The 24,045-nt window shown below is 67.2% G+C and carries 17 protein-coding genes; 5 read left to right on the plus strand and 12 right to left on the minus strand.

Features of this window, described 5'->3' with window-relative positions; all coding sequences use genetic code 11:
• Positions 1-443: 443 nt before the first annotated feature.
• From hisG to MZV50_RS24725, 4 genes are all read right to left on the minus strand, one after another.
• Complete coding sequence (hisG, locus tag MZV50_RS24710) at positions 444-1,415, minus strand: ATP phosphoribosyltransferase (protein WP_252631984.1); 972 nt, start codon at positions 1,413-1,415, stop codon at positions 444-446.
• Positions 1,412-2,545, minus strand: coding sequence for an ATP phosphoribosyltransferase regulatory subunit (locus tag MZV50_RS24715; RefSeq protein WP_252631985.1), 1,134 nt, complete (start codon positions 2,543-2,545; stop codon positions 1,412-1,414). The genes hisG and MZV50_RS24715 overlap by 4 nt, the downstream gene beginning before the upstream one ends.
• A 4-nt stretch (positions 2,546-2,549) precedes the next feature.
• Positions 2,550-4,037: a histidine--tRNA ligase gene (gene hisS / locus MZV50_RS24720; RefSeq protein ID WP_252631986.1), complete on the minus strand. Its 1,488-nt coding sequence runs from the start codon at positions 4,035-4,037 to the stop codon at positions 2,550-2,552.
• Positions 4,038-4,375: 338 nt separating this feature from the next.
• A complete protein-coding gene (locus MZV50_RS24725) occupies positions 4,376-5,968 on the minus strand; it encodes a hypothetical protein (RefSeq protein WP_252631987.1) in 1,593 nt (530 codons plus the stop codon).
• 1,089 nt (positions 5,969-7,057) lie between these two features.
• Between MZV50_RS24725 and MZV50_RS24730 the strand changes: the two genes are divergently transcribed.
• Both MZV50_RS24730 and MZV50_RS24735 read left to right on the plus strand, forming a co-directional pair.
• Positions 7,058-7,276 (plus strand): hypothetical protein, encoded by a 219-nt coding sequence (locus MZV50_RS24730; RefSeq protein WP_252631988.1) that lies wholly within the window; start codon positions 7,058-7,060, stop codon positions 7,274-7,276.
• Positions 7,277-7,460: 184 nt separating this feature from the next.
• Entirely contained in the window at positions 7,461-9,539 is a 2,079-nt protein-coding gene (locus tag MZV50_RS24735; protein WP_252631989.1) for a TonB-dependent receptor plug domain-containing protein, read from the plus strand.
• Positions 9,540-9,554: 15 nt separating this feature from the next.
• On the opposite strand, the gene pgi is transcribed toward MZV50_RS24735, so the two are convergent.
• Positions 9,555-11,174, minus strand: coding sequence for a glucose-6-phosphate isomerase (pgi, locus tag MZV50_RS24740; RefSeq protein ID WP_252631990.1), 1,620 nt, complete (start codon positions 11,172-11,174; stop codon positions 9,555-9,557).
• A 221-nt stretch (positions 11,175-11,395) separates the two neighbouring features.
• On the opposite strand from pgi, the gene MZV50_RS24745 reads away from it, so the two are divergent.
• Positions 11,396-12,142, plus strand: a complete 747-nt coding sequence (locus MZV50_RS24745) for a DUF1353 domain-containing protein (protein ID WP_252635312.1) — start codon at positions 11,396-11,398, stop codon at positions 12,140-12,142.
• Between the two features lie 4 nt (positions 12,143-12,146).
• Here MZV50_RS24745 and MZV50_RS24750 read toward each other — a convergent pair whose 3' ends face one another.
• The gene (locus tag MZV50_RS24750) at positions 12,147-14,306 is read right to left on the minus strand and encodes a protein-disulfide reductase DsbD family protein (protein WP_252631991.1); all 2,160 of its coding nucleotides are present in this window, start codon (positions 14,304-14,306) and stop codon (positions 12,147-12,149) included.
• Positions 14,307-14,419: 113 nt separating this feature from the next.
• On the opposite strand from MZV50_RS24750, the gene MZV50_RS24755 reads away from it, so the two are divergent.
• On the plus strand, positions 14,420-14,812 hold the full coding sequence (locus MZV50_RS24755; RefSeq protein WP_252631992.1) for an acyl dehydratase: 393 nt from the start codon (positions 14,420-14,422) through the stop codon (positions 14,810-14,812).
• Between the two features lie 71 nt (positions 14,813-14,883).
• Here the strand turns inward: MZV50_RS24755 and MZV50_RS24760 are convergent, their stop codons facing one another.
• Positions 14,884-15,672, minus strand: a complete 789-nt coding sequence (locus MZV50_RS24760) for a SapC family protein (RefSeq protein WP_252631993.1) — start codon at positions 15,670-15,672, stop codon at positions 14,884-14,886.
• Positions 15,673-15,962: 290 nt separating this feature from the next.
• Positions 15,963-17,996: a TonB-dependent receptor gene (locus tag MZV50_RS24765; protein WP_252631994.1), complete on the minus strand. Its 2,034-nt coding sequence runs from the start codon at positions 17,994-17,996 to the stop codon at positions 15,963-15,965.
• 145 nt (positions 17,997-18,141) lie between these two features.
• Between MZV50_RS24765 and MZV50_RS24770 the strand changes: the two genes are divergently transcribed.
• Positions 18,142-18,948 carry an acid phosphatase gene (locus MZV50_RS24770; protein ID WP_252631995.1) on the plus strand — a complete coding sequence of 269 codons (807 nt, stop codon included), beginning with the start codon at positions 18,142-18,144 and terminating at the stop codon, positions 18,946-18,948.
• Here MZV50_RS24770 and MZV50_RS24775 read toward each other — a convergent pair.
• The 4 genes from MZV50_RS24775 to MZV50_RS24790 all read right to left on the minus strand — a co-directional run bounded on the left by MZV50_RS24775 (position 18,945) and on the right by MZV50_RS24790 (position 23,924).
• Positions 18,945-19,472 carry a GNAT family N-acetyltransferase gene (locus tag MZV50_RS24775; protein WP_252631996.1) on the minus strand — a complete coding sequence of 176 codons (528 nt, stop codon included), beginning with the start codon at positions 19,470-19,472 and terminating at the stop codon, positions 18,945-18,947. The genes MZV50_RS24770 and MZV50_RS24775 overlap by 4 nt on opposite strands.
• Positions 19,469-20,347 carry an N-carbamoylputrescine amidase gene (aguB, locus tag MZV50_RS24780; RefSeq protein ID WP_252631997.1) on the minus strand — a complete coding sequence of 293 codons (879 nt, stop codon included), beginning with the start codon at positions 20,345-20,347 and terminating at the stop codon, positions 19,469-19,471. The genes MZV50_RS24775 and aguB overlap by 4 nt, the downstream gene beginning before the upstream one ends.
• Positions 20,347-21,354, minus strand: coding sequence for an agmatine deiminase family protein (locus MZV50_RS24785; RefSeq protein ID WP_252631998.1), 1,008 nt, complete (start codon positions 21,352-21,354; stop codon positions 20,347-20,349). Before MZV50_RS24785 ends, aguB begins: the two co-directional genes overlap by 1 nt.
• A 155-nt stretch (positions 21,355-21,509) precedes the next feature.
• Positions 21,510-23,924, minus strand: coding sequence for a TonB-dependent receptor (locus tag MZV50_RS24790; RefSeq protein WP_252631999.1), 2,415 nt, complete (start codon positions 23,922-23,924; stop codon positions 21,510-21,512).
• Positions 23,925-24,045 lie beyond the last annotated feature (121 nt).

The raw sequence follows: 24,045 nt of genomic DNA on the forward strand, positions 1-24,045 counted from the left end.
CCCCGCGATCATCCCGACCTTCAGATCCGTCGCGGTGTAGACGCACTCGCCGTCGGCCAGCAGGCGGCCGTTCGCCGGCGGGATCGCGCCCGGAAGCGCTACCCGCGCCGCAGAACGTTTTTGACAGATCCGTCAAATAGCTTTGCCATGGCCCAGATACACCAAACCCGCCGCGGGGGATAATCGCGACGGGCTGGCTATTTTCTCGATCATTCGATCTAGGCGGGCGTTTCCTCCCCGAAACGCCGAAGAACGGGAGCTCTCTGTTGGGCTCGTTTCGTCCTTGCAGTGTCTAGAAACGTCAAATTCATGACGGTGTCAACGCATCAAAACCCTTTTTCGCAACGGGTTCGCCAGATTTTTGACGCGGAAGGCGTAGTTTGGACCCGAAAGTCGAAGTTACCACCGGTTACCGCGCCGATATTTGACATATATGTCAAAACTTACTTTCCCAACGATCCCTTCAGACTGTCGGCGAAGCGATCCAGCACCGCCGACCGCGACTCGAACACATAGTCCGGACGCGACACGGTCACCGGCTCGACTCCGGCGGCGGCCAGGGCGGCGGCGGCGTCGAACAGGTCGCCGGTCGCCAGCAGGGCGCCGTTGGCCCGGCGCGAGCCGCCCTTGGCTACGAAAGCGGCCACGGCCGCCTGCCCCGCCGCGTCCTGCTCGGCCGGCCAGACCAGGGTCGCCAGCTTGCCGGCCCGGCCCTTGGCCTCGACCACCGACAGCATGCGCCGCAGGGCGGCCAGCTGCTCGGGCGACCAGGCCGCGATCAGCGAGGCGGTCAGCTGGGCCTGGCTCTTCAGGATCACGCCGTCCGCCAGGATCTTCAGACCGTTGGCCGCCAGGGTCGCGCCGGTGGTGGTGATGTCGACGACCAGTTCCGCCGCGCCGGCGGCCGGTGCCCCTTCGGTCGCGCCGCTGCTCTCGACGATGCGGTAGTCGGCCACCCCATGGCGGGCGAAGAAGGCCCGGGTCTGGGTGACGTACTTGGTCGCCACCCGCAGGCGACGGCCGGTGCGGGCCAGGTGCGCATGGCCGACCGCGTCGACATCGGCCATGGTGTCGACGTCCAGCCAGCTCTTGGGCGCGGTCACCACCAGGTCGGCGCGGCCGAAGCCCAGGGCCCGCAGCAGCATGACCCGGCTGTCCATGTCGTCGCCGCGCTCGCGCAGCAGGTCCTCGCCGGTGACGCCCAGGTGCAGCTCGCCGCTGTCCAGGCCCGCGGCGATGTCGCCGGCCGACAGCAGCCGCACCGAGACGCCGGGCAGGCCGGCCAGCTCGGCCGAATAGCCGCGCGCGCCGCCCGTCATTTCCAGCTTGAAGCCGCACTCGGCGAGCCAGGCCTCGACCTGGTCCTTCAGGCGGCCCTTGGAGGGAATGGCGAAGATCATAGGTGAGCCGCTCATTCGCCGCCTCCCGCATAGGCGCGCGCCGGACGGACCATGAAGCCCACCGCGCCGGTGTTGGTGGCGGAGACGCCGAGCTTGGACGGCAGGCCGTCGTAGCGGCCGCCAGCGGCCAGCGGCCGCTCAGCGCCAAGCGCTTCAGAGCGGACCTCGAACAGATAGCCGTCGTAATAGCCGAAGGCGCGGCCGAAGGCGGCGGCCAGGGTCACCTTGTCCAACGGTACGCTCCGAACGGCCAGACCGGCCAGGCGCGCGCGCCAGCCGGCGATGGCGGCCTTCAAGCTCCCGTCATTGGGGCCCGCCAGGGACGCGATGGCGTCCAGCGCGGCCTCCGGACGATCCGAGACGGCCAGGAAGGCGCGGACCTTGGCGGCCTGCTCCGGATCCAGACGGCCGGCCCTGGCGGCCTCGGCGCGCTCGACCAGGCGGTGGGCGATCTCGGCGGGGCGGCGTCCGCCGACGGGCTCGATGCCGGCCAGGGACCACAGCTCCTGCAGCACCGCCGAGGCCTCGGCCTCCGGCAACCCGGCCAGTAGGGCGGCGATGCGCGACTGTTCACCGGTGGGCGCGTCCACGTCGCCGTCCAGCTCGGCCTTCAGCTGGCGCGGCTTGGCGAACGACCGCTTCAGCCGCGCGGCCAGGGGCGCGGCCAGGTCCAGGCTGTCGACGAAGGCGGCGAACAGCGAGACGTCGCCCAGGATCAGGGAGAGATCCGCGCGTCCGCCAGCGGCGGAAGACGCCCAGGCAAGAGCGGCGATCTCGGCGTCGGCGGCCACGGGGTCGCCCGCTTCGAAGGCCTCGACGCCGATCTGCAGGAACTCCTCGGCCCGGTCCGAGCCGCGCGGGGCGACGCGGAACGCCTTGCCCTCGTAGCGGTAGCGGCCCGCGCCCCCGCCATTCGCAAAGTGCTGCCGGGCCACGGCCACGGTGAAGTCGGGCCGCAGGGCCGCCTCCTCGCCGCCATCGCCCGAGACGACGAACAGCCGCGAGCGCATCGCTTCGCCGGTCAGGTCCAGCAGCACGCCCAGCGGCTGCAGCACCGGCGCGTCGGTCGCCACGGCGCCGGCCGCCAGCAAGGGGGCGCGGATGGCGTCGAGCGCCTCCGCCGGAATGGAACGCTCGAGCCTCAAGTCCTTAGCCCCCGATGATCTTGCGAACCGCGGCGACCAGCTGGTCGCGCGGGATGGTCTGCTGGCCCGGACGCTCGGCCTTCCAGGCGGCGTTGTCGGCCAGCCCCTCGGCGGCCATACGGCCGGCGTCCAGGTCCTTGATGGTCACCGTGCCGGCGGCGATCTCGTCGCCGCCCAGCATGACCACGGCCGGCGCGTTGCGGCGGTCGGCGTATTTCATCTGCGGCTTCATGCCCGAGGTCCCCAGATAGACCTCGGCCGGGATGCCCGCCGCGCGCAGCTGTCCGACCACGGAGAAGTACTCGGGCATGTGCGCCTGGTCGAAGGTGATCACCACCACCGGCCCGCGCGCCACGCCGCCCGGCTCGCGGCCCGCCGCCCGCAGCGCCGCCGCCAGGCGCGACACCCCGAACGAGAAGCCCGTCGCCGGCGTCACATTGCCGGTGAACCGCGCCACCAGGTCGTCATAGCGCCCGCCGCCGCCGATCGAGCCGAACGAGACCTTGTTCCCCTTCTCGTCCGTGGTCGACAGCAGCAGTTCGGCCTCGAACACCGCGCCGGTGTAGTATTCCAGCCCCCGGACGATCGACGGATCGATGAAGGCCTGGTCGTCGGCGATGCCCAGGCTGGTCAGGGCCGCGTCGATCCGCGACAGCTCCAAGAGGCCCTCGTCGCCCTCGGCCGAGCCGGCGACGACCTTGGCGATGTTGTCCAAGGTCGCGGAGCGGCCGCCGGCTCCGGCTTGAACAAAATCGAGCACCGAGTCGATCGCCTTGCCCTTCAGGCCCGCGCCCTTGGTGAAGTCGCCGCTCTCGTCCAGGCGGCCCTCGCCCAGCAACAGGCGCACGCCGTCGACGCCCAGGCGGTCCAGCTTGTCGACCGCCCGCAGCACGGCCAGCTTCTGGCCGGCGCTGTCGGCGCCCGCGGCGGTCAAGAGGCCGTTCAGCAGCTTGCGATTGTTGATCTTCAGCACCGCCGCGCCGCGCGGCAGGCCGGCCGCCTCCAGCCCCTCGACCGCCATGGCGATGATCTCGGCGTCGGCCTCAGGACGGGCCGAGCCCACCGTGTCGGCGTCGCACTGGATGAACTGGCGGAAGCGCCCCGGCCCCGGCTTCTCGTTGCGCCACACCGGTCCGAAGGCGTAGCGGCGGAACGGCTTGGCCAGGGTCTCCCAGTTCTGGGCGGCGAACCGCGCCAGCGGCGCGGTCAGGTCGTAGCGCAGCGCCATCCACTGGTCGTCATCGTCCTGCAAGGCGAAGACGCCCTCGTTGGGCCGGTCGCTGTCGGGCAGGAACTTGCCCAGGGCGTCGGCATATTCGAACGCCCCGGTGTCCAGCGCCTCGAAGCCGTAGCGCTCATAGACCGCCGACACCGCCTCCAGGATCGCCCGCTCGGCCCGCAGGTCGCGGGCGCGCTTGTCGGCGAAGCCGCGCGGGGCGCGCGCCTCGGGGCGGAAGTCGGTGGTGTTTTCGGTGGTCGTATCGTCGGTCATCGGCGTCGGTCCTAAGGTCTTCTAGGCTTCGACGGATGGCGCTTGAGCCAAGCCCCATCCGCCTAGCCCTTCCTTCGGAAGGGCGTCGGCTATGTAAGTTGGGAGCGCGTCCTGGTCGCGGAGCCGGAAGCCACCTCCGCGGGACGCGCTCCGCGGGGCTCTGGCTGGGTCGCTCGGCTTAGAGCGCGCGGACCCGGCCGATCCCGCGAGGCGAGGTCGGATGGTGGTGCTGGCCGTGATGGTGCGGCGTGCGGGTCATTGCGGTGGGGGGTTTAGCGGATGTGGGCGGGCGGGGGAAGGGGGAGTGTGTGACCGAACTTACCGGGACCGCCTTCGAACTATTTCGAAGCGAAGGTTCGCACCCAAGTTATAAATGCTGCAGTCCAACCAAACATCAAAGGGTGCTGGTCCGCCAAGACTTTAAATGCAGCCTCTAAGGCCAACACCACCCTAACGAGGACCATATAAAATAGTTTACTAGCGTTCTTGCCCCAGTCATCGGATATTGCATCTTTAAGACTGGAAAATGCCTTAGAAACTAGGTTGTGCAAAACACGAAGAACGCCCCGACGCTCCACATTTGTAGTGGCATCGGATTTAGCTTCATATATGGCTCGGCTAAGAGCAACGGATCCTTTTTCATCAACTATTTGAGGCGCATTAAATCCTTCAAGAACATTAATCGCCGGACCGAGATCATTTTCAGCAACGCGATCCGCGCTGCCGAGGTCCCCATCCTGAACATAGCTACGCCATTCAGTGAAGCGCGCAACAAACCCCTCTATTTGTGCTAAAGCAGTATGAATTGCACCTTCGGCGGGCCGATCGAGATTCTCCACCTCGAATCTCAGATGCTCCCGGCATGCCTGCGTCCTTATTCCAAGCTTGAGGACACGTGTTTCACTAAGGCCTTCATCTCGGATCTCCACCAAATGTTCTCGAACACGCATCAATTTCGTGTTGCAGGCCGGAGCCATGTTGTGAAGATTGAAATGCTTCGGAACATCATCTACCTGATGAACCAGCTCTTCAACTATGCCGTCTATTATAGGCCTTCGGAGACTTGTTACGACCTTCTCATCTGTCGCCGTAATCTTATGCCTGACAATTTCAAACTCGATCGGAGCAGCATGAGCTAGAGGGACCCGTGGAAGGAACTCCCCCGCTTGCCTCACAATAAAATTATGCGCCCACTTGATGAACCGGAACATTTCGGCCTCGGTAAAACCTTCGGCCCCGGTGGAAAATCGAGCAAAATCTTCGCTTTTTGCCAGAATTATATCTATACTGCTCGAGTCAAGTTTGAATATCTCCCCAAGAGCATTAATCACAGAAGACTTATCAATATATTCACGCTCAACCTGAAAAAATTCCGATAACTCCTCCACCCTTCCAGAGGAATAAATTATCCAAAGAGCCGACTTGCATTCTTTTATAATGAGAGGAAGGAATAGTCTAAAATATGAACTTTGAGCTACGTGCGCGGGATAGAATATTATTCCGCGATCGATTGCGGCAACGGCATTGTCGATAGCCGCTTTGAAAACTTGAAATTCCCTGAAATACTTATCATCAAACAGAAGTCTCTGATGGTAGTCTTCAATGCTCCAATTCGAAGCAGCGCCCTTTCGTTGAGCAATAGCGAAGCGTCCGGCTATGCGATCATCGACAGAGTGGGAGAGTTGCAGACTTATATTTGCTCGAGCTGATTCAACGCGGCGCAGTATTGTCTCGATATCGGAGCGATCCTCGATGAGAAATCCGCCGCGATGGCGCACCTCCTCTCTCAACGCCCGCGCATAGTCGCTGACCTCTCGGCCTGACACGATGACAGCAGAGCCTGAGCCAACCTCAGCCTCGAAAATCTGGGACCAGTCCCATTGAATATTGATTGTAGGACGAGCGGGGTCCGAAACCGTTAGATTGGCCATTCAGATCTTTGGTCCCACGAGTGCCCGACGACCTTATCCCGATCTTGTCAAGCTTAACAGTAGCGCAGTTTTGCGCCAAAGTCGCGCAGTGACCCCTTACATCTCACGGCGAGACGATCGCAGGGCTGATCAGGTCACTCAAGGACCGCCCTCCGGGCGGCCGCCGCGCGGCGACGCGAAGCGTCGTCCTTGACTGACCTGAACAGCCCTGCACGCTGCAGCCTCCAAGAGATGTAAGGACGGCGCCGACCTCGCGGAGGTCGGGCGGCGGGAGGGGCCAAGGCGGCCAGGGCGGTGAGCGCCCCCTCCCGCCCTCTGGGCCACCTCCCCCGCGACGCGGGGGAGGAGAAGTGCTGGCGGTGGGCCGAAAGCCCCCGCGCAACTACACCCGCCTCCCCGGCGAAAGCCGGGGCCCAGATTCAGCCTGAGCGTCTGGGGTGTTCGCGATCGGGCGGTCGGGATAGATCGCCCGCGCCCTTGGGTTCGATCTGGGCCCCGGCTTTCGCCGGGGAGACGGTGTTTTGGGTGAAACGACGGGGATTGAGGCCGCTCTGTCCTCGGCGTTCGCGACATCGAACCCAACGAAATCAACGCCTTCTCACTTTTACGCCCCGCTGAATGATCCGCGTTCAAACCGGCCCCCATACTTGTCTTCGCCCCACCGCAGGGGAGGCCGTCCAGCTGGCGACCTGACGGGCGGTGGGGGTGGTCGAGCGGGTAGCGCTTGTCGGCCTCTTCGTTTCGGAGAGGCGCCGCCGCGACGGATCCAGCACGGGCTCCCTGAAACATCGGGACGAAAGGCTGGCGGCGACGGCTTCGACGGCGCGCCAGGCGCGGGCTGAAATCCCCCGCGCGGTCCGGGAGGGTCGCTTCCCTCCCGACCGCCGGAGGCCTCTCATCGGGAGCGGATCAATACCCCGCGCCCCGAGGGCTTCCGCATCAACGACCGCGCGGAGCGCCCGGTTCACGTCGAAACGGTATCTCCTATCCAAACCTCCGGGCGCGGCCCGGACGCTCCGCCGCCTCCCCAGCCCGCCGGCTTTCCCGGCGGAAGACCGTCGCCGCACGCGCAAACCCGAGGAAGCCTCCATGCCCAGACGCAATCCGAAAACCAAGGCCGCCCCCGCCGCCGAAGCCCGGCCCGTCACCGCCGAGAGCTCCGCGCTGCAAATCCTCCGTGAGAACGTCAGGATGCAGCTGGAAATCCTGCGGCGAGACGCCTGGGAGCGTCACCAGACGCTGCGGGCCGAGCTCAACGCGCTGCCGCCGGCGCCCGCCTCGTTCGAAGATCCGTTGGACGACCTCTGATGAGCGCCGCCCTATACACGAATTCTTAAGTCTAACCTGACGTCTCGCCAGACTTATCCACAAGCCTCGCCGTATAGGAACATGAACCCCGTGTAATGTGTCCGCGAAGTAACCCACCTTTCCGCCTTGTAACTTGAGATGAACGGGCGCGGCGGTCAGACCTCTCCTCACTGAGGGGAACAGTATGACCAAGACCATCTTGCTGGCCACCGCGGCCACGCTTCTGCTGGCCGGTGGGGCCGCGAGCGAGGCTTTCGCCGGCGACGCCGCCGCCCAGGTTCCGGCGTCCGGCGCCCAGGGAAGCCCGGCGCCCGCCGACGACACCGCCCAGCGCGGGGTGCTGGTCTTCACCCCCGACTTCTTCGCCGCCCAGCGCCCGAACACCGCCCTGGACATGGTCGACCGCGTGCCGGGCTTCGACGTCGACGACGGCACCGGGGCCCGGGGCTTCGAGGGCGCGGTCGGCAACATCCTGATCAACGGCGGCCGCCCGGCCTCCAAGAACGACACCGGCTCGAACGTGCTGTCGCGGACGCCCGCCAACCGCGTCGAGCGCATCGAGCTGATCCGCGGCGGGGCCCCGGGCGTCGACATGCAGGGCTACGCCGTGGTCGTGAACGTGGTGCTGAAGAAGGGCGTCAGCCACCAGTCGATCCTGACCTGGAACGCCATGCTGTTCGACGGCGGCCACGACGTCTATGGCGGCAGCTACCAGTTCACCGCCACCAACGGCGACCGCAGCTGGGGCGTGACCTTGAGCGACGGCACCTCGACCAGCGACAGCAACGGGGCGGGCCGCAACGTCCGCCACGACGGGACGGGCGCGCTGATCCGCGACGAGGCCTATCTGAACGACGGCTGGGGCGGCGGACGCTCGATCCGCGGCAACTTCGTCGGCCCGGTCGGCGGCGGCAAGCTGGAGGCCACGGCCAAGTACGGCGTCCACGACTGGCAGGAATGGCAGGAGCTGAGCTCGCCGTCGGCGTTCCGCCGCAGCGCCTATGCCGAGGAGAGCCACGACGGCGAACTGGGCCTGACCTGGACCCGGCCGCTGTCACCGAAATGGAAGCTGGAGACGCGGGCGATCCACAGCTTCGAGGACTTCGACAACGTCTCGACCGGCGACCAGACCCTGTCGGGGGTGAAGGACGCCCAGCAGCGCTTCGCGGCGGACGGCGACAGCTCGGAGTCGATCCTGCGCGGCCTGGTGCGCGGCGAGGTCTCGCGGGCCCTGACCCTCGAGGCCGGCGGCGAGGTCGCCTACAACATGCTGGACGTGCGCCAGGCCTACAGCGTCGGCGGCGTGGCCGTGGTCCTGCCCTCGGCTTCGGTCAAGGTCGAGGAGCTGCGCGGCGAGGCCTTCACCAAGGCCACCTGGCGGGTGAACCCGAAGCTGACCCTGGAGGGCGGCCTGCGGCTGGAGACCTCGACGATCAAGCAGTCGGGCGACGCGTCGAACAAAGAGAGCTTCTTCTACGCCAAGCCCCGCTTCCTGGCGACGTGGACGCCGGCGGCCAACAATCAGGTCCGCTTCCGCTTCGAGCGCGAGCTGGGCCAGCTGGACTTCGAGGACTTCGCCGCCTCGTCGGACCTGGAGGACAGCACCGTCTACGGCGGCAATGTCGACCTCAAGCCCGAGCAGCGCTGGATCAGCGAGATCAGCTACGAGCGGCGCTTCTGGGGCGAGGGCATCGTCTCGATCGGCTATCGCCACGACGAGATCATCGGCGTGATCGACCGCCTGCCCCTGCCCGGCGGCCTGTCGGCGACCGGCAATATCGGCGACGCGACGCTCGACCGCCTGTCGCTGAACATCGTGGTGCCGACCGACCGGTTCGGCATCAAGGGCGGCCGCTTCACGTTCAAGAACGACTGGAACGAGACCCACGTGAAGGACCCGACGACCGGGCTGGACCGGCCGATCAGCAAGGTGCGTCCGACCCAGGCCAATATCGGCTTCCAACAGGACCTGGTGCGCTGGAAGACCCAGTGGGGGATCAACTGGCTGCCGCTGCTGGGCCAGGGCACCTACGACGTCGACCAGACCAACGTCTGGCGCGGCTCGGGCTATTACGAGGCCTTCGCCGAGTACAAGCCGACCCCGACCCTGGCGATCCGCGCCCAGCTGAACCTGTGGGACGACTACACCATCCGCCGCACGGTCTTCGCCGACCGCGCGCCGAACCGGGCGGTGGCCTTCGTCGAGGACCGTGACATCAACCCGCGGACGTTCGTCAGCCTGCGGGTGAGGAAGACGTTCTGAACGGCCCCTTGGCGGCTACTTGCGTAGCCGCTGGATCAGCGCGGTCGTCGACGGGTCGTGCTGGCCGCTGGCGCCGCTTTCCAGCTCGGGCAGGATGCGACCGGCCATCACCTTGCCCAGCTCGACGCCCCACTGATCGAAGGAATTGATCCCCCAGATCACGCCCTCGACGAAGGTCTTGTGCTCGTAGAGGGCGATCAGGGCGCCGAAGGTCTGGGGCGTCAGGCGCTCCAGCACCACCAGGGTCGAGGGGCGGTTGCCGGCGAAGGTGCGCTGCGGGGCCAGGGTGGCGATCTCGGCCTCGGACACGCCCTTGGCGGTCAGCTCGGCGACCACGTCTTCGGTGGTGCGGCCGACCATGAAGGCCTCGGCCTGGGCCAGCAGGTTCGACAGCAGCTTCTCGTGCATGCCGGCCGGGCCCTCGTCCGACTTGGCGACGCCGATCAGCTCCATCGGCGTGATGTCCGTGCCCTGGTGCATGCACTGGAAATAGGCGTGCTGGACATTGGTGCCCTCGTCGCCGAACACCACCGTGGCGGTGCCGCGCTTGGCCGGCTGGCCGTTCGGGCCGACCGACTTGCCGTTGCTCTCCATCTCCAGCTGCTGGAGGAACGAGGCCAGACGGCGCAGGCGGTGCGAGTACGGCACGACCGAGCGGGCCCGGCGGTCCAGGCCGTTGCGGTTGAAGATCTGGGCCAGAGCGACCAGCACCGGGGCGTTCTTGTCCAGCGGCGCGGACTTGAAGTGCGCGTCCATCGCCGCGCCACCGTCCAGGAAGCCCTGGAAGGCGTCCCACCCCGCCGCCACGGCCACCGACAGGCTGACCGACGACCACAGCGAATAGCGGCCGCCGACCCAGTCCCAGAAGCCGAACACCCGCTCGTCCGGCACGCCGAAGGCGGCGGTCTTGTCCAGGGCGGTCGAGATGGCGGCCAGGTGCTGGTTCGCGCCGGCTTCGCCCAGGGCATCGACCAGCCAGGCGCGGGCGGCGTTGGCGTTGGCCAGGGTCTCCTGCGTGGTGAAGGTCTTGGAGACCACGATGACCAGGGTCTCTTCCGGGTTCATGTCGGCCGTGGTCAGGGCGAACTCGGCGCCGTCCACGTTCGCCACGAAACGCAGGTGGATCGACGGCTTCACCGGTCGCAGGGCGTCCCACAGCAGGCGGGGACCCAGGTCGCTGCCGCCGATGCCGATGTGCAGTATGGCCTTGAACGGCTTGCCGGTGGCGCCCTTGATCGCGCCGGAGCGGACCGCCTCGGCGAAGGCCTTCATTCGCTGGCGGACACCGTCAACCTCGGCCATCACGGACTGCCCGCCGACCTTGAAGTCGGCGTCGGCGGCGGCGCGAAGGGCGGTGTGCAGGACGGCGCGGCCCTCGGACGAATTGATCGCCTCGCCGCCGAACATCCGGGCCCGGGCCCCTTCGACATCGGCCGCGTGGGCCAGGTCCAGGGCGGCTTCCAGGCCGGCCTCGTCCCAGGCCTGCTTGGAGAGGTCCAGGTGCAGGCCGGCGACGTCCAAGGTGAGGCTGTCGAGCCTTCCAGGCTCGCTCTCGAAGAACTCGACGATGCGCTTGTCGCCCGCGGCCTTGGCGGCGGCTTCCAGGCGATTCCAGGCGGTGTCGAGAGCGGCCATGCGAGACGTCCTTTTGGTGGATCGGTGTGTACCGAACGCGGCTTACCAAACGGCCGCCGCCGCGTCATGGCGGACCAATGACGTTTTTTCCGGAAACGACCAATATCTCCAAACCCGAGGCGAAAGCCGGACATGCCGCCTTCCGCGCAATCGCCGAAACTTCGCCATTCTTGCTTGATTGAAAGGCCCCCCGCGCCCAGAAGACCTTCGCCCTCCCCCTGCTGCTCTCCGCCTCGATGTCCCGCACCAAGATCCTCGCCGCCGTCGTCGGCTCCGGCCTGCTCCTGGCGGCCTGCGCCACCGAGACCAACACCACCGTCTTCGTGCCGGTCGTCGCGCCCGTGCCGCCCAGCTCGCTGACGCCGCAGCCGATCATGCTGTTCAACCAGACCAAGGACGGCCGCAAGCTGTTCACCCTGGACGCCGAGTTCCCCTATTGCGACGTCGAGACCGGCAAGGTGATCGTCGTGCCGCGCTGGTACGTCACCGACTTCGCCAGCGTGCCCTGGTACGGCCAGGGCTTCGTCGACCCGCAGGGCCCGACGGCGCGGGCCGCCATCGTCCACGACTGGCTCTACACGATCGGCGAGCCGGGCAAGCGCGAGGAGGCCGACCAGATCTTCCTGCGGGCCATGGTCAAGTACGGCGTGCCGTCGTTCCAAGCCAACATCGCCTATCAGGCTGTGCGGCTGGGCGGCGAGAAGGGCTACGGCCTGCCGACCGACTGGCGTTTCGTCGATCCCAAGCGCCAGGACCTGGCCCAGCCCGCGCCGTTCGCCAAGCCGCGCACCGGCATGGTCCGCTACCTGCCCCGGTGCCAGGGGTTCAGCGCCCTGATCCAGACCGGCTGGCGCGCCTATCCGGTCAAGGTGACCGCGCCGGTGATCCCGCCGCCGGTCATCGTGACCAAGACCCCGATCGACAGGGTCAAGGAACGGCTGCCGTTCGGCGGAGACAAGAAGAAGTAGCGTCTCAGACGCCCGCCTTCTCGATCGCCTCGATGACCAGGCCCTCGGTCAGCAGCTGGGGCAGGATCACCGGTTCGCCGCCGTTCTTCGGATAGACCACGTACAGCGGCACGCCGACGCGATTGAACTGAGCCAAGGCCTTGGCGATGACCGGATCGCGGTTGGTCCAGTCGGCCTTCAGATAGACCGCGTCCTTGGCTTTGAAGGCCTCGGCGACCTTCGAACCCGACAGGGCGACCTTCTCGTTGACCTGGCAGGTCACGCACCAGGCGGCGGTGAAGTCGACCAGGATCGGACGGCCAGCGGCCCGCAACTCGGCGACCTTCTCGGGCGACCAGGTCTCGGCGACCAGGCCGGGGCCGGTCGGCGCTTCGGCCGACGCCGTCGCGGCGGTGGGCGGCCTGGCCGCGAGGGCGGCCGAGGCGGCCAGGGCGAGGGCGGCGACCACCGCCAGAAGGCCGACGATCGTCGAGACGGTCGAGGGCTTGCCCACCGCCCGGCGACTCTGCGCCAGGCCGTATAGCCACGCCCCGAAGGCGGCCAGCACGCCGGCGGCCAGCACCTGGCCCAGGGCGATCGGGCCGGCCTGCTGGGCGAACACCCAGGTCAGCCACAGGGCCGCGCCGTACATCGGGAAGGCCAGGCCCTTCTTCAGCACGTCCATCCAAACGCCGGGACGCGGCAGCAGCTTCAGGAGGCCGGGGATGAAGGCCACGGCCACGAACGGGGCGGCAAAGCCTAGCGCCAGCGCCAGGAACACCGCCAGCGAGACGATGGCCGGCTGGGTCAAGGCGTAGCCCAGGGCGCCGGCCATGAACGGCGCGGTGCAGGGAGCGGCCACCACCACAGCCAAGGCGCCGGTGAAGAACGCGCCGGTCGCGCCGTCCCGGGCCGAGGCGCCCGAGCCGACGTTCTGCACCGAGGTCCCGATCTCGAAGACGCCCGACATGTTCAGGGCCACCAGCAGCATCAGCAGGGCCAGGGCCGCGATGACGATCGGCGACTGCAGCTGGAAGCCCCACCCCACCGCCGCCCCGCCGGCCCGCACGGCCAGCAGCAGACCCGCCAGGGCCAGGAAGGTGGTCACGACGCCGAGCAGGAACACCAGGCCCTGAAGGCGGGTCTTGCCCGCGTCGTGGGCGTGGCCGGCCAGGCTGGCGGCCTTCATCGACAGCACCGGGAAGACGCAGGGCATCAGGTTCAGGATCAGGCCGCCCAGGAAGGCGAAGACCAGCGCTCCCGCGAGACCACCTGCCACGGCCCCGCCCGCGTCGGTCGCGGTCTCGGCCGGAGGGGCGCCCAAGCCGGCGGCGACCGCGGGCGGCTCGCCCGCCGTGGCGGTGACCTCCCAGGCGCCGGCCTTGGTGCTCAGCACACCTTGCAGCTCGACCGGAGGCGTCCCGCCGCCGACGAAGTCGTAGCCCGGCTTCAGCGACAGGGTCAGGCCCTCGGGACCGCGGTCGATGAGCTGCTCGGCGGCGTGCTCGATCACCTTGGGCGAATAGGGGAAGAAGTAGGCGCCCGCCATGTCCGCGCCCTTCAGCGGGCCGCCGGTGACGGCCAGCTTCAGGGCCTGGCCGTCCAGCTTGAATACCGCCTTCAGGCCGGCGGGCTTGGGGGCCTTGGCCAGGACCTCGGCGACGATCGGGCCCCACTTGGGATCGGCCGACGGCGCGCCGGCCACGACCGGCAGCAGCAGGGTCAGCTTGGCGTCCTCGGGCACGCAGACCTGCTCGCAGACCAGGTACGAGACGGCGGCGTTCAGGCTGATCGTCGTCCCGACCTCGGCGTCGGCCGGCGCGCTGATCGGTACGGGGATGAAGACCTCGCCCTCATAGGCGTAGTCCAGCAGCGGGCCCAGCTTGGCCTTGATCGGCGTCGGCCAGACCATGTCGCCGGCGCTCCAGCCTTGCGGCAGCGTCCAGGCGATCTTGGTCGCCTCGCCCGCATCGCCCGGGTTGCGCCAATAGGTGTGCCAGCCGGGAATGATCTTCTGGCGCAGGGCGACATAGACCGTGCCGCCCGGCGCGATCCCCGCTTCCTGGGCGACCAGCTCGGACTCGATGTGCCCGGAATTGACCACGGGCCCCGCCAAGGCCGCGCCGGCCAGCAGGGTCGCCGCCAGCAAGGCTTGCAGGGCGAGGACGGCTTTTCTCAGAAACATCGGCGGCGGGCTCGGCAGAAAACAACGCGGACGAACACATGGCCCGCCAGCCTCCCCTCGACAATGCTCAAGTCGCGACGGACAGTCGACTACAGAATCATCCGGAGCCGCCCATGCCCGCCGCGTTCGACGACATCGAGATCGGCCAGGTCGTGAATCTGGGGTCGCGCGCCGTCGACGATAAGGCGCTGGAGGCCTTCATCACCGCCTTCGCGCCGGGCTGGCCGATCGAGAACGGCGCGCCCGACGGCATGGTCTTCGCCATCTGGACCCGGCTGGACGGCGAAGCCAGCGCCGGCTGGCCGCAGACCAAGCGCGTGGGCGTCGACGCCCTGCGCTGGATGCGCAACCCGCCCGTCGGCGAGCTGCTGCGCGGCCGCATGACGGTGATGGGCAAGGACCCGGTCGGCGAGGGCAAGGGCATCGTCATCGCCCAGCACGACCTGCTGGACGAGGCCGGCCGCCTGGTCTTCTCGTGCCTGACCCGCAGCATCTTCGCGCGGTAGGCTCGGACAAAGAAAAAGGGCGGCGAAGCCAGAAGCTCCGCCGCCCTCTCGTCTTCAGCTGACGCCGAACCTTAGTTCAGGTTCGCGGCCTCGGCCTGCTTCAGCATGGTTTTGTTGATCAGGCGGTCCCAACCGAGCAGCGACACCAGGTGCGCGTAGATCTGGGCCAGGGCGCCGTTTTCCTGCAGTTCCTTCAGCTTGGCGGCCGACAGGCCGTTCAGCTTCTCTTCCGAGACGCCGAAGTACTCGGCGACGGTGACCGGCTCGCCGGCCGGAGCGCCGGTTTCGTCCTGCGGCTGGAAGGTGGCCTTCTTCAGCTCGAACAGATCCAGGTCCTTCAGGAGCTGGACGAACGAGTCGGTGCGGCGGCGCTCGACCTCGAAGTCGTCGCAGAACTTGATGCAGTTCTGGGTGTATTCGGTCGGCTCGCCCTTGGCGTCGAACAGCGGGGTCTGGCCCTTCTCGCTCAGCAGGTCCGAACCGGTGTCGATGCAGACGATCAGTCGGTCTTGCGTATCATCATTGGCCAGCACGAACGGATAGCGGCGGATGTAGGCCGGGATGTAGACGTTCGTCTCGACCGAGCCGTCGGCGTTGATGAACAGGTTTTCCTGTTGGTTCAGGCCCATCACGGCCAGCGGAACCTTGTCGTCGCCGGCGAAGATCACCGGGAAGGTCAGGGCGGCCGGGGCGAATTCCGAGACCGTCAGCGGCACGGCGGTGCCGGCGGCGGCGAAGCCGTACGGCTTGTCCTTGTGGACCAGGGCCAGCTTGGCGTGCTGCTCGCGGTTCAGCGGCTCCGGCGAGTTGTAGAACAGGACGTTGCCGGAGATCTCGCCGGCGGACTGGGACGTGGTCATGAAGAGCTCTACGACAGAATTAGAAAACGGGCGCTCGAACGCTTCAAGACGACCGCAAAGGCTCGGCGTTCTAGCCGATCCTTCGAGACCGGGCAATCTGGGCCGCTGCCATCACCAGATCGCCGACCTCGGATTCATCTCAGGCGGGAGTCTTCGCACCCCATGACCATCACCCCCCGGCGAGCAACGAAGACAAGCAGTCCGGGGCCTGGATTGGGGGGAGGACATCCAGGCCCCGGCGCGAGACGGGTCCCCGAGGGGCTGGTGGGGACCCATGCTTTCGTCCGGCGCTAGAAGCGCCAGGCGAAACCGGCGCGGACCGAGCGGCCCGGCGAAGGCGCGAAGTCCTTCAGGAATGAGGCATGCTCGCGGATCGTCTCGTTGGTCAGGTTGCGGCCGTCGACGAACAGGCGAAGGGCCGAGTCCGCCACCGGCTTGAAGGTGACCATGGCGTTGACCTGGGTGTAGCCGTCGGTGGGCAGTTCGAATGTCGCCACCCGGTTCTGGCTGGCCACCCGGCGCACTTCGGTCTGCAGGTCCAGGCGCGGCGAGCTCCAGACCACGCGGCCGGTCAGGGCCCACGGCGGCACGCGGGCGGGCGCGCCCAGGTCGGTCTTGCCGCGCACATAGTCATAGACCCCTTCCAGCTTCAGCGCGTTCTCGCCGCCGCGCCAGGCGACGTACGAGGTCTCCAGCTCGGCGCCGTGGAACTTGGCGTCGGTCTGGAAGTACTGGAACACTGGCAGGTCGTCCTTGACCGCGCCGGTCGGGGCCTCCTCGATGAAGCCGTCGTACTGGGCGCCCCACAGGTGCCCCTCCACCCGCAGGCGCTCGCCGGTGTAGCGATAGGTCGCCTCCAGCGAGGTCACCTTCTCGGATTTCAGGTCCGCGTCACCGACCTCGTAGCCGCCGGTGCCCGGGTGCGGGCCGTCGGCGAACAGCTCGAACTCGGTCGGAGCGCGGCCGTTGCGCGACAGGGTCAGGGCCACGAACTGGTGATCGGCCGGCTTGTAGAACAGGCCCAGCGAGGCCGAGACGTTGTCGAACGACGTCTTGGCGAAGTCCGTCTTCAGCTCGCGGCTGTCGAAGCGCAGACCCGCGTCCAGGCCCCAGACGCCCCTGTCCAGGCGCTGCAGGGTGAAGACGCCGTACTCCTTGATGTCGGTCGAGGGCACGAAGGCCTCGTCACCGATGGCCGAGAAGTGGCGCTCCAGGGCCTGGACGCCCACCGCGCCCTGCCAGCCGTCGCGCGCCTTCTGGACCAGCTCGAGGCGGCCTTCCGTGCCATCGGACAGGAAGCGGGTGCCCACCTCGCCGTCCTCGACCGAGACCTCGGCATGCTCGTACTTGGCGTGGCCAACCGACAGACGGATCTTGTCGAACGGACCCAGGTCGACCTCCTGCTCGCCGCGCAGGTCGTAGCGGGTCTGCTGCAGGTGGATCGAGACCGGCCCTTCGGCGTTCGGGTCGATCGGGGCCAGGACCTGCTGGTACGGCACGCCATAGGTCGTGTCGGTCTTCTTGACCGAGACCCCGAAGAAGCCGCTGTCGTGCACGTAGGAGACGCCGGCGCCATAGGCGTCCATCTCGACGTCGGTGTTCTTGACGGTCTTGTCCGGGTCGGGCGTCAGGCCGTCGCGGCGCGCCAAGCGCGTGGAGACCGGGGCGGTCGGGACATCGTAATCGCTGCTCTCGCGGTGATCGGCGTCGATCGCGAACACCAGCGGGCCCTTGCCGAACTTGGCCGAGCCGTTGATCGCCTTGCCATCGTCGACCGACGAGACCGAGCCGGCGAGCCGGCCCTCGAAGCCGTTCTGCGCGGGGCTGGTGGGCACGCGCTCGTCGATGACGTTGACCACGCCGCCGATGCCCGAGCCGCCATAGGCCAGGGTCGAAGGGCCGCGCAGCACCTCGACGCGCGTGGCCTCACCGGGGTCAGAGGCCACCGCGTGGTCGGGCGACAGCGACGAGGCGTCGACCTGGCCGACGCCGTTCTCAAGCACCATGACGCGCGGACCCGACAGGCCGCGGATCACCGGGCGGCTGGCGCCAGGACCGTAGAAGGTCGAGCGAAGGCCCGGTTGGCCATTCAGGGTGTCGCCCAGCCCCGCCGGCGGCGCCACGTCCAGCTGGTCGCGGGTGATGACGTTGACGCTGCTGGTCACGGTATCCAACGAGACCGCGTAGGGCGCGGCGGTGATGACGACCTTGGAGACTTCCGTATCGGCGTCCGAAGCCGGGGCCGGCGCGTCGGCGGCATGGGCGGAGACGGCGGCGGCGAGCGCGATGAGGCTCGCGGCGGAGAAGGCGACGCGACGAAGCATGGAAGTCTCTGGAACCCATAAACACTTGACCGGAAGCGCGATCGCGGCCGTGTTATGAAATAACATATCCATTCGTCAATCCGCTTTCTCTTGACGCGTGAACTTCCCCGCTCTCTGTGGGCGGATGACCTCAGGGACGCATCCCATGACCCGTTTCGTTCTGATCGCCGCCGTGTCCGGCCTGGTCCTCGCCGGCTGCTCGGGCGGTGGCCTGCGCACGCATCTCGCCAAGCCTGCGGCCGTGGCCACCACCGCGCCTTCCGCGGGCTGGGTGAAGCCGCCGCCGGGCTATCTGGGCGGTGACGGCGGCATCGTCGCCACGGCCATCGTCGGCCCGCCCCCGGCCCCGGACTCGGCCCGCGGCAAGGCCGAGCGCGCCCAGTTCGACGAGACCCGCAAACTGGTCAACACGCCGACCTGGAGCCAGGCGATCGCCGACGCCGACCTGTCGGGCAAGAACGGGCTGAAGAGCTTCTCATGCGCGGCCGGCGTTACTCTGAGCGCCGAGGCCACCCCGACCCTGGCCAACATGCTGCTGCGCATGACCGACGACGCGGCCAAGATCTACCAACCGGCCAAGGCGGCCTATCAGAGGCCTCGCCCGCCGGTCGACAACACCGCCCCCATCTGCGTGCCGCGCGAGGCCTGGATCAACACCGATGGCTCCTACCCCTCGGGCCATGGCCTGATCGGCTGGGCCTGGGCCTCGGTGATCGCCGAGCTGGTCCCGGAAAAGGCCAGCCCGATCCTGGCGCGCGGCAAGGCGTTCGGCGACAGCCGCATCGTTTGCGGCGTCCACTTCCAGAGCGACGTCGAGGCCGGCCGCTATCTGGGCTCGGCGCTGGTCACGCGGCTGCACGATGATCCAGGCTTCATCAGCGACCTGGCCAAGGCGCGGGCGGAGGTGGCGGCCTCGAAGGCCAAGGGCCCGCCGACCGACTGCGGCGCCTAGGGTCGCGCCACGAACACCACGTGTTGGCGCAGCGGATCATCCTCGGCCAACCCCGGATGGTCGAAATCCCGCACCGGGTCGTGGCGCATGCCGATCCGGCGCATGACCGACTGCGAGGCCAGGTTGGTGCGGGCCGTGAAGGCGATGATCTCGGGCAGCTTGAGGGTCTCGAAGCCGTAGGCCAAAGCCGCCTTGGCCGCTTCGGTGGCGTAACCCTGGCCCCAGGCGTCGGGATGGAAGCGCCAGCCGATCTCAACCACGCCCGGCATGTCCATCTCGGGCGGAACCCACCAGACGCCGGTCATGCCGATCACGCGGGTGTCGGTCTGGCGCTCGACGACCCAGAAGCCGAAGCCGTGCTCGAACTCATGGGCCTGGACCCGATCGACGAAGGCGTCGCTGGCGGCGCGGTCGCGCACGCCGCCCAGCCACGCGCCCACCTTGGGATGGGCGTTCAGCGCGGCGATGGCGTCCCGGTCGGCGTCGACCGCCGGGCGCAGCACCAGGCGGTCGGTGTGGATCACGCGGGGCGACCGTTGGCCAGGGCCGTGTAGAACTCCGGCCGCCGGTCACGGAAGAAGCCCCAGGCGGCGCGGTGCGTCGTCAGGAAGTCGAGGTCGAACGTCGCGTTGACCAGACCCTCGTCGGCCCGGCTCAGCTCGCTGACCAGGTCGCCGCGATGGTCGGCGATGAACGACGAGCCGTAGAAGGTCTGGCCGCCGTTCGGATAGCCGTCCCACGGCTCGAAGCCGATGCGGTTGGCGCCGATCACCGGGATCACGTTCGAGACGGCATGACCCTGCATGGCCCGTCGCCACGGCAAGGCGGTGTCCAGGCTGGGGTCGTGCGGCTCGCTGCCGATCGCGGTCGGATAGAACAGGGCCTCGGCGCCCATCAGCGCCATGGCGCGGGCCGCCTCGGGGTACCACTGGTCCCAGCAGATGCCGACGCCCAGACGGCCGAAACGGGTGTCCCAGACCTTGAAGCCGGTGTCGCCGGGCCGGAAGTAGTACTTCTCCATGTAGCCCGGGCCGTCGGGGATATGGCTCTTGCGATAGACGCCCATCAGCGAGCCGTCGGCGTCGGCCATCACCAGGCTGTTGAAGTAGTGCGGGCCTTCGCGCTCGAAGATCGAGATCGGCAGCACCACGCCCAACTCGCCGGCCAGCGGCGCGATGGCCTTGACCACCGGGTGCTCGCGCCAGGGATGGGCCTCGGCGAACCAGCGCTCCTCCTGCGCCACACAGAAGTACGGCCCCTGGAACAGCTCGGACGGCAGGATGACCTGCGCGCCCTTGGACGCGGCCTCGCGGATGAAGGCTTCCGTCTTCTTGATGTTGGCCTGCAGATCCATGCCGTACGAGGTCTGGATCGCGGCGACGCTGAGCGTACGGGCCATCAGGCGGTCTCCGGCTCTTGTTGCGAGATGCAGTGGAATGAACCGCCGCCGGTCAGGATGGCGGTGGACGGCAGGCCGATGACCTGGCGCTCGGGGAACAGGCCCTTGATCACCTCGACGGCGAAGGCGCCCGACTCCTCGGCGTAGATCGGCACGATGACCGCCTCGTTGGCGATCAGGAAGTTCATGTGCGAGGCCGGGATCGGCTCGCCGTCCTCATCGAGGATCTTGCCCGGCGACGGAATGCGGGCGACCTGCAGCGGCGAGCCGCGGCTGTCGGTCATGCCGGCCAGCAGCTTGGCGGTCTCGGCATAGACGTCCGCGTTCGGATCATCGGCGCCATAGGCCATCGGGCAGGCGACGACGCCCGGCGCCACGAAGCGCGCCAGATTGTCGACGTGACCGTCAGTGTGGTCGTTCAGCAGGCCGTCGCCCAGCCACAGCACCTTCTTGGCGCCCAGCGCGTCGGCCAGGGCCGAGGTCGCCGAGGCTTCGTCCCAGCCGGTGTTGCGGTTGGCGTTCAGCAGGCACTGGCGGGTGGTCAGGATGGTGCCCAGGCCGTCGTGGTCCAGGGCGCCGCCTTCCAGGATGAAGCCGTTGCGGACCAGCGGCGCGCCCGAGGCGGCGGCGATCTGCTCGGCGACGATATCGTCGCCTTCCAGGCTGTACTTGCCGCCCCAGCCATTGAACTGGAAGCCGGCGGCCGAGGCGGCCCCCTCGCGCTCGACGAAGATCGGGCCCGTGTCGCGCAGCCAGATATCGCCGAACTGGCCGCGCACGATCTCGACCGTGGTGTCGGACAGCAGCGCGCGCGCGGCGGCCTCGGCCTCGTCGCCGACCACCATCAGGCGCACCCGCTCTGCGCCCGGGCCGGCCAGGGCGCGGGCCAGGTCGGCCACTTCCGCTTGAGCCTGCTCCAGGTCTTCCTGCCACAGCTCGGCGTGGCTGGGAAAACCCACCCACATGGCGCGGTGCGGAGCCCACTCGGCGGGGACGGTGATGGTCATCGGTGAGCCCAAGGAAAACGGTGGGAAAACGAAGGGGGCGCAGATGGCCCCTGCGGGGTCGGGGGTCAAGACGTCTGTGACTAGCAGACGCACATGACAAAGAAAAAGGGCGGCCCGCGAGGACCGCCCTTCTCCCTTATCTCTGCTGGCCGAGCTTAGAACGCGGCGTGCAGGGTGATGCTGGCCGTGCGCGGGTAGCCCGGCTGGCCCAGGCCCGTGCCCGACGGGTTCACCGCCAGGTCGCCCAGGTACTTCTCGTTCGTCAGGTTCTTCACGTTGATCTGGACGTAGGTGTCCTTCATGCCGAAAGCGTCCAGCTGGTAACGGGCGTCCGCATCCAGCAGGGCGTAGTGCGGCACCTTTTCGGTGTTGGTCAGGTTGGTCCAACGCTCGCCGACCCACTTGGCCTGGACGCCGACGCTGAAGGCCTCGGTGATGTCGTAGTCGACCCGGACGGCGCCCTGATACTTCGGCGCTTCGTACAGTTCCTTACCCTTGGTCAGCAGCAGCGAACCCAGGGCCGTGCCCGGGATGTTTTCTTGCAGTTCTGAGTCCTGGTACGAGAACGAGGCGTAGAAGCTGATGTAGTCTTCCGGCTTAAAGCCGAACTGGGCGTCGAAGCCCTTCTTCTTCACGTCGCCGACGTTGACCGAGAAGGCGATATTGTCCTGCTCGTTGAACGCACGCTCGATGCGGTTCGAGAAGTCGGTGTACCAAACCGCCGCAGAGAACAGGACCGTGGGCGACTGATAGCGATAACCAAGGTCGAACGAGTTGGTAATCTCCGGCTTCGGGCTCGTCAGCTTCTTGTCGTACAGGTCGTCCGTACGCGGAGCCGACAGGGTTTCGGCGTAGCTGGCATAGACCGACTGGTAATCGGCCAGTTGGTAGCTAATGCCAACATTCGGCAGGACCTTATCGTACTTGCGGGTGAACTGACGCGGGCGACCGTATTGGGTCGAGCCTTGGCCTGGCAAGGTAACCAGGGTCTGGCCGTTGCCGTCATCCGTACCTGCCACGGCCGTCGGAGCCTGGTTGGTGCAGTAGGCCGTGAACGTGTCAGACATGTAGCAGAAGTTATTCAGCTCACGCTTGAAGAACGGCGCGCGCAGGCCGACGTTGAGCAGCAGCTTGTCCTCCATGAACTTGCCACGGTACTCGACCGAGAACTGGTTCAGAGTCGCGACCGAGACACGGTCACGCTTGCGCAGGATGCTGCCGTCCGAGAGCTTGATCGGCGTACCGTAACCGTCCTTGCCGCCAAAGACGCTGGTCGGCGTCGTGTCCGAGCTGAACGTCGTGTACTCGCCGGTTTGACGGTGATGAGCTTCGTCGAAGGTGTAGGCGGCGCGGAAGCTCTGGTTGTCCGAGAACTTCCAGATCAGCGACGAGGTGACGCCGTAGCGACGGGTGTTCGTCGTGTTCGGCGCGTAGAGCAGGACGGTGTCGAGGGTGTCGCCGTCGCCGTTCAGATCCTGACCGCCGGTCAGGGCGCTGCCGCGGATGATGCCGCTGCCGGTGCCGTTGCCGCTTTCGTTGAACAGGGCGCGGCCGCCGCCGTTGGCCAGGGTGTACTGGAAGTACGGGTCGGCGGTCAGGATGAAGTTGTCACCGATGTGGAACAGCGACTGACCGCGGAGGTTGCCCGTGTTCGACGGGTTGATGTTGTACTTGTAGCAGCTGCCCGCGTTCGTATCGATCTGCGCGGTGCCGGCGACCGGGGTCGGACGGGTGCAGGTGGCGCGGCTGTAGCCGATGCCCGTGCCGGCCTGGAAGGCGGCCAGCGACATGCGGTTGATGAAGTTGTTGCGGTTCTCGTTGTAGTTGGCGATCAGGCTGATGAAGTCGCCATTGTCGCCGATCGGTTGATAGATGCGGGCGTTGTACTGTTTCTTGTGGATCTTGCCCGGGCCGTTGAACACGTCGTTGATCGCGTCACCGGCGCTGATCCAGGCGGTGGTGCCCCAAGGCCCAATCTTGCCGGTGTCGATCACGGCGAAGAAGCGGCGGAAGTTGCCGTCGCCGGTTTGGGCTTCGATCACACCACCGAATTCATCTTTCGGCTTGCGGGTCACGTAGTTGATGGTGCCGCCGGCGGCCGCGGCCGTCGGGCTGTCGACGTCGGTCGTGCCGAGATTGACGTCGACTTTGGCGATCAGCTCCGAGTCCATCTGCTGGTTCGGATAGATGGCGTAGTTGCCGCTGTCGTTCAGCGGGATGCCGTCTTGCAGCAGGGCGATGCGTTGCGAGTCCAAGCCTCGCAGGGTGATGTCGCCGCCGGCCGAGCCATAAGCATCGTTGTTAGTGAAGTTGACGCCCGGCATCAAATTCAGCGAGTCCAGGATGGTCTGGCCAGGCACCTGACGGGAGATAAATTCCTGGGTGATGGTCGAGCGCGACTTCGGAACGACCTGCGACACAATGGCGCCGTTTTGGTTCTTCAGAGTCGATGCAGTGACGACGACCTGTTCGACAGCGTCCGTACCCGTCGATTGAGCCATGGCCGCGCCAGCGGCCACCAGGCTGCCGACCAGCGCGGTCGTAGCCAGGGCGAAATTTCTCATACGCATTTGAAGGATCCCCTCATTTTTTCGACACGCCCGCCATATGACCGGCATGGTTCCGCGCCGTTGGGGCCGTTTAACGAAAGTTTTAGAAGGTTTGGTGACGGAAAGGCCACGCCCGCCCGCA

This window comes from Caulobacter segnis (genome assembly GCF_023935105.1).
GTDB lineage: Bacteria > Pseudomonadota > Alphaproteobacteria > Caulobacterales > Caulobacteraceae > Caulobacter > Caulobacter segnis_B.

Coding starts and splice junctions, on each gene's coding strand:
- hisG (WP_252631984.1), bottom strand. CDS start 1,415: ATGAGCGGCTCACCTATGATCTTCGCCATTCCCTCCAAGGGCCGCCTG.
- hisS (WP_252631986.1), bottom strand. CDS start 4,037: ATGACCGACGATACGACCACCGAAAACACCACCGACTTCCGCCCCGAG.
- MZV50_RS24725 (WP_252631987.1), bottom strand. CDS start 5,968: ATGGCCAATCTAACGGTTTCGGACCCCGCTCGTCCTACAATCAATATT.
- MZV50_RS24730 (WP_252631988.1), top strand. CDS start 7,058: ATGCCCAGACGCAATCCGAAAACCAAGGCCGCCCCCGCCGCCGAAGCC.
- MZV50_RS24735 (WP_252631989.1), top strand. CDS start 7,461: ATGACCAAGACCATCTTGCTGGCCACCGCGGCCACGCTTCTGCTGGCC.
- pgi (WP_252631990.1), bottom strand. CDS start 11,174: ATGGCCGCTCTCGACACCGCCTGGAATCGCCTGGAAGCCGCCGCCAAG.
- MZV50_RS24750 (WP_252631991.1), bottom strand. CDS start 14,306: ATGTTTCTGAGAAAAGCCGTCCTCGCCCTGCAAGCCTTGCTGGCGGCG.
- MZV50_RS24755 (WP_252631992.1), top strand. CDS start 14,420: ATGCCCGCCGCGTTCGACGACATCGAGATCGGCCAGGTCGTGAATCTG.
- MZV50_RS24760 (WP_252631993.1), bottom strand. CDS start 15,672: ATGACCACGTCCCAGTCCGCCGGCGAGATCTCCGGCAACGTCCTGTTC.
- MZV50_RS24765 (WP_252631994.1), bottom strand. CDS start 17,996: ATGCTTCGTCGCGTCGCCTTCTCCGCCGCGAGCCTCATCGCGCTCGCC.
- MZV50_RS24770 (WP_252631995.1), top strand. CDS start 18,142: ATGACCCGTTTCGTTCTGATCGCCGCCGTGTCCGGCCTGGTCCTCGCC.
- aguB (WP_252631997.1), bottom strand. CDS start 20,347: ATGGCCCGTACGCTCAGCGTCGCCGCGATCCAGACCTCGTACGGCATG.
- MZV50_RS24785 (WP_252631998.1), bottom strand. CDS start 21,354: ATGACCATCACCGTCCCCGCCGAGTGGGCTCCGCACCGCGCCATGTGG.
- MZV50_RS24790 (WP_252631999.1), bottom strand. CDS start 23,924: ATGCGTATGAGAAATTTCGCCCTGGCTACGACCGCGCTGGTCGGCAGC.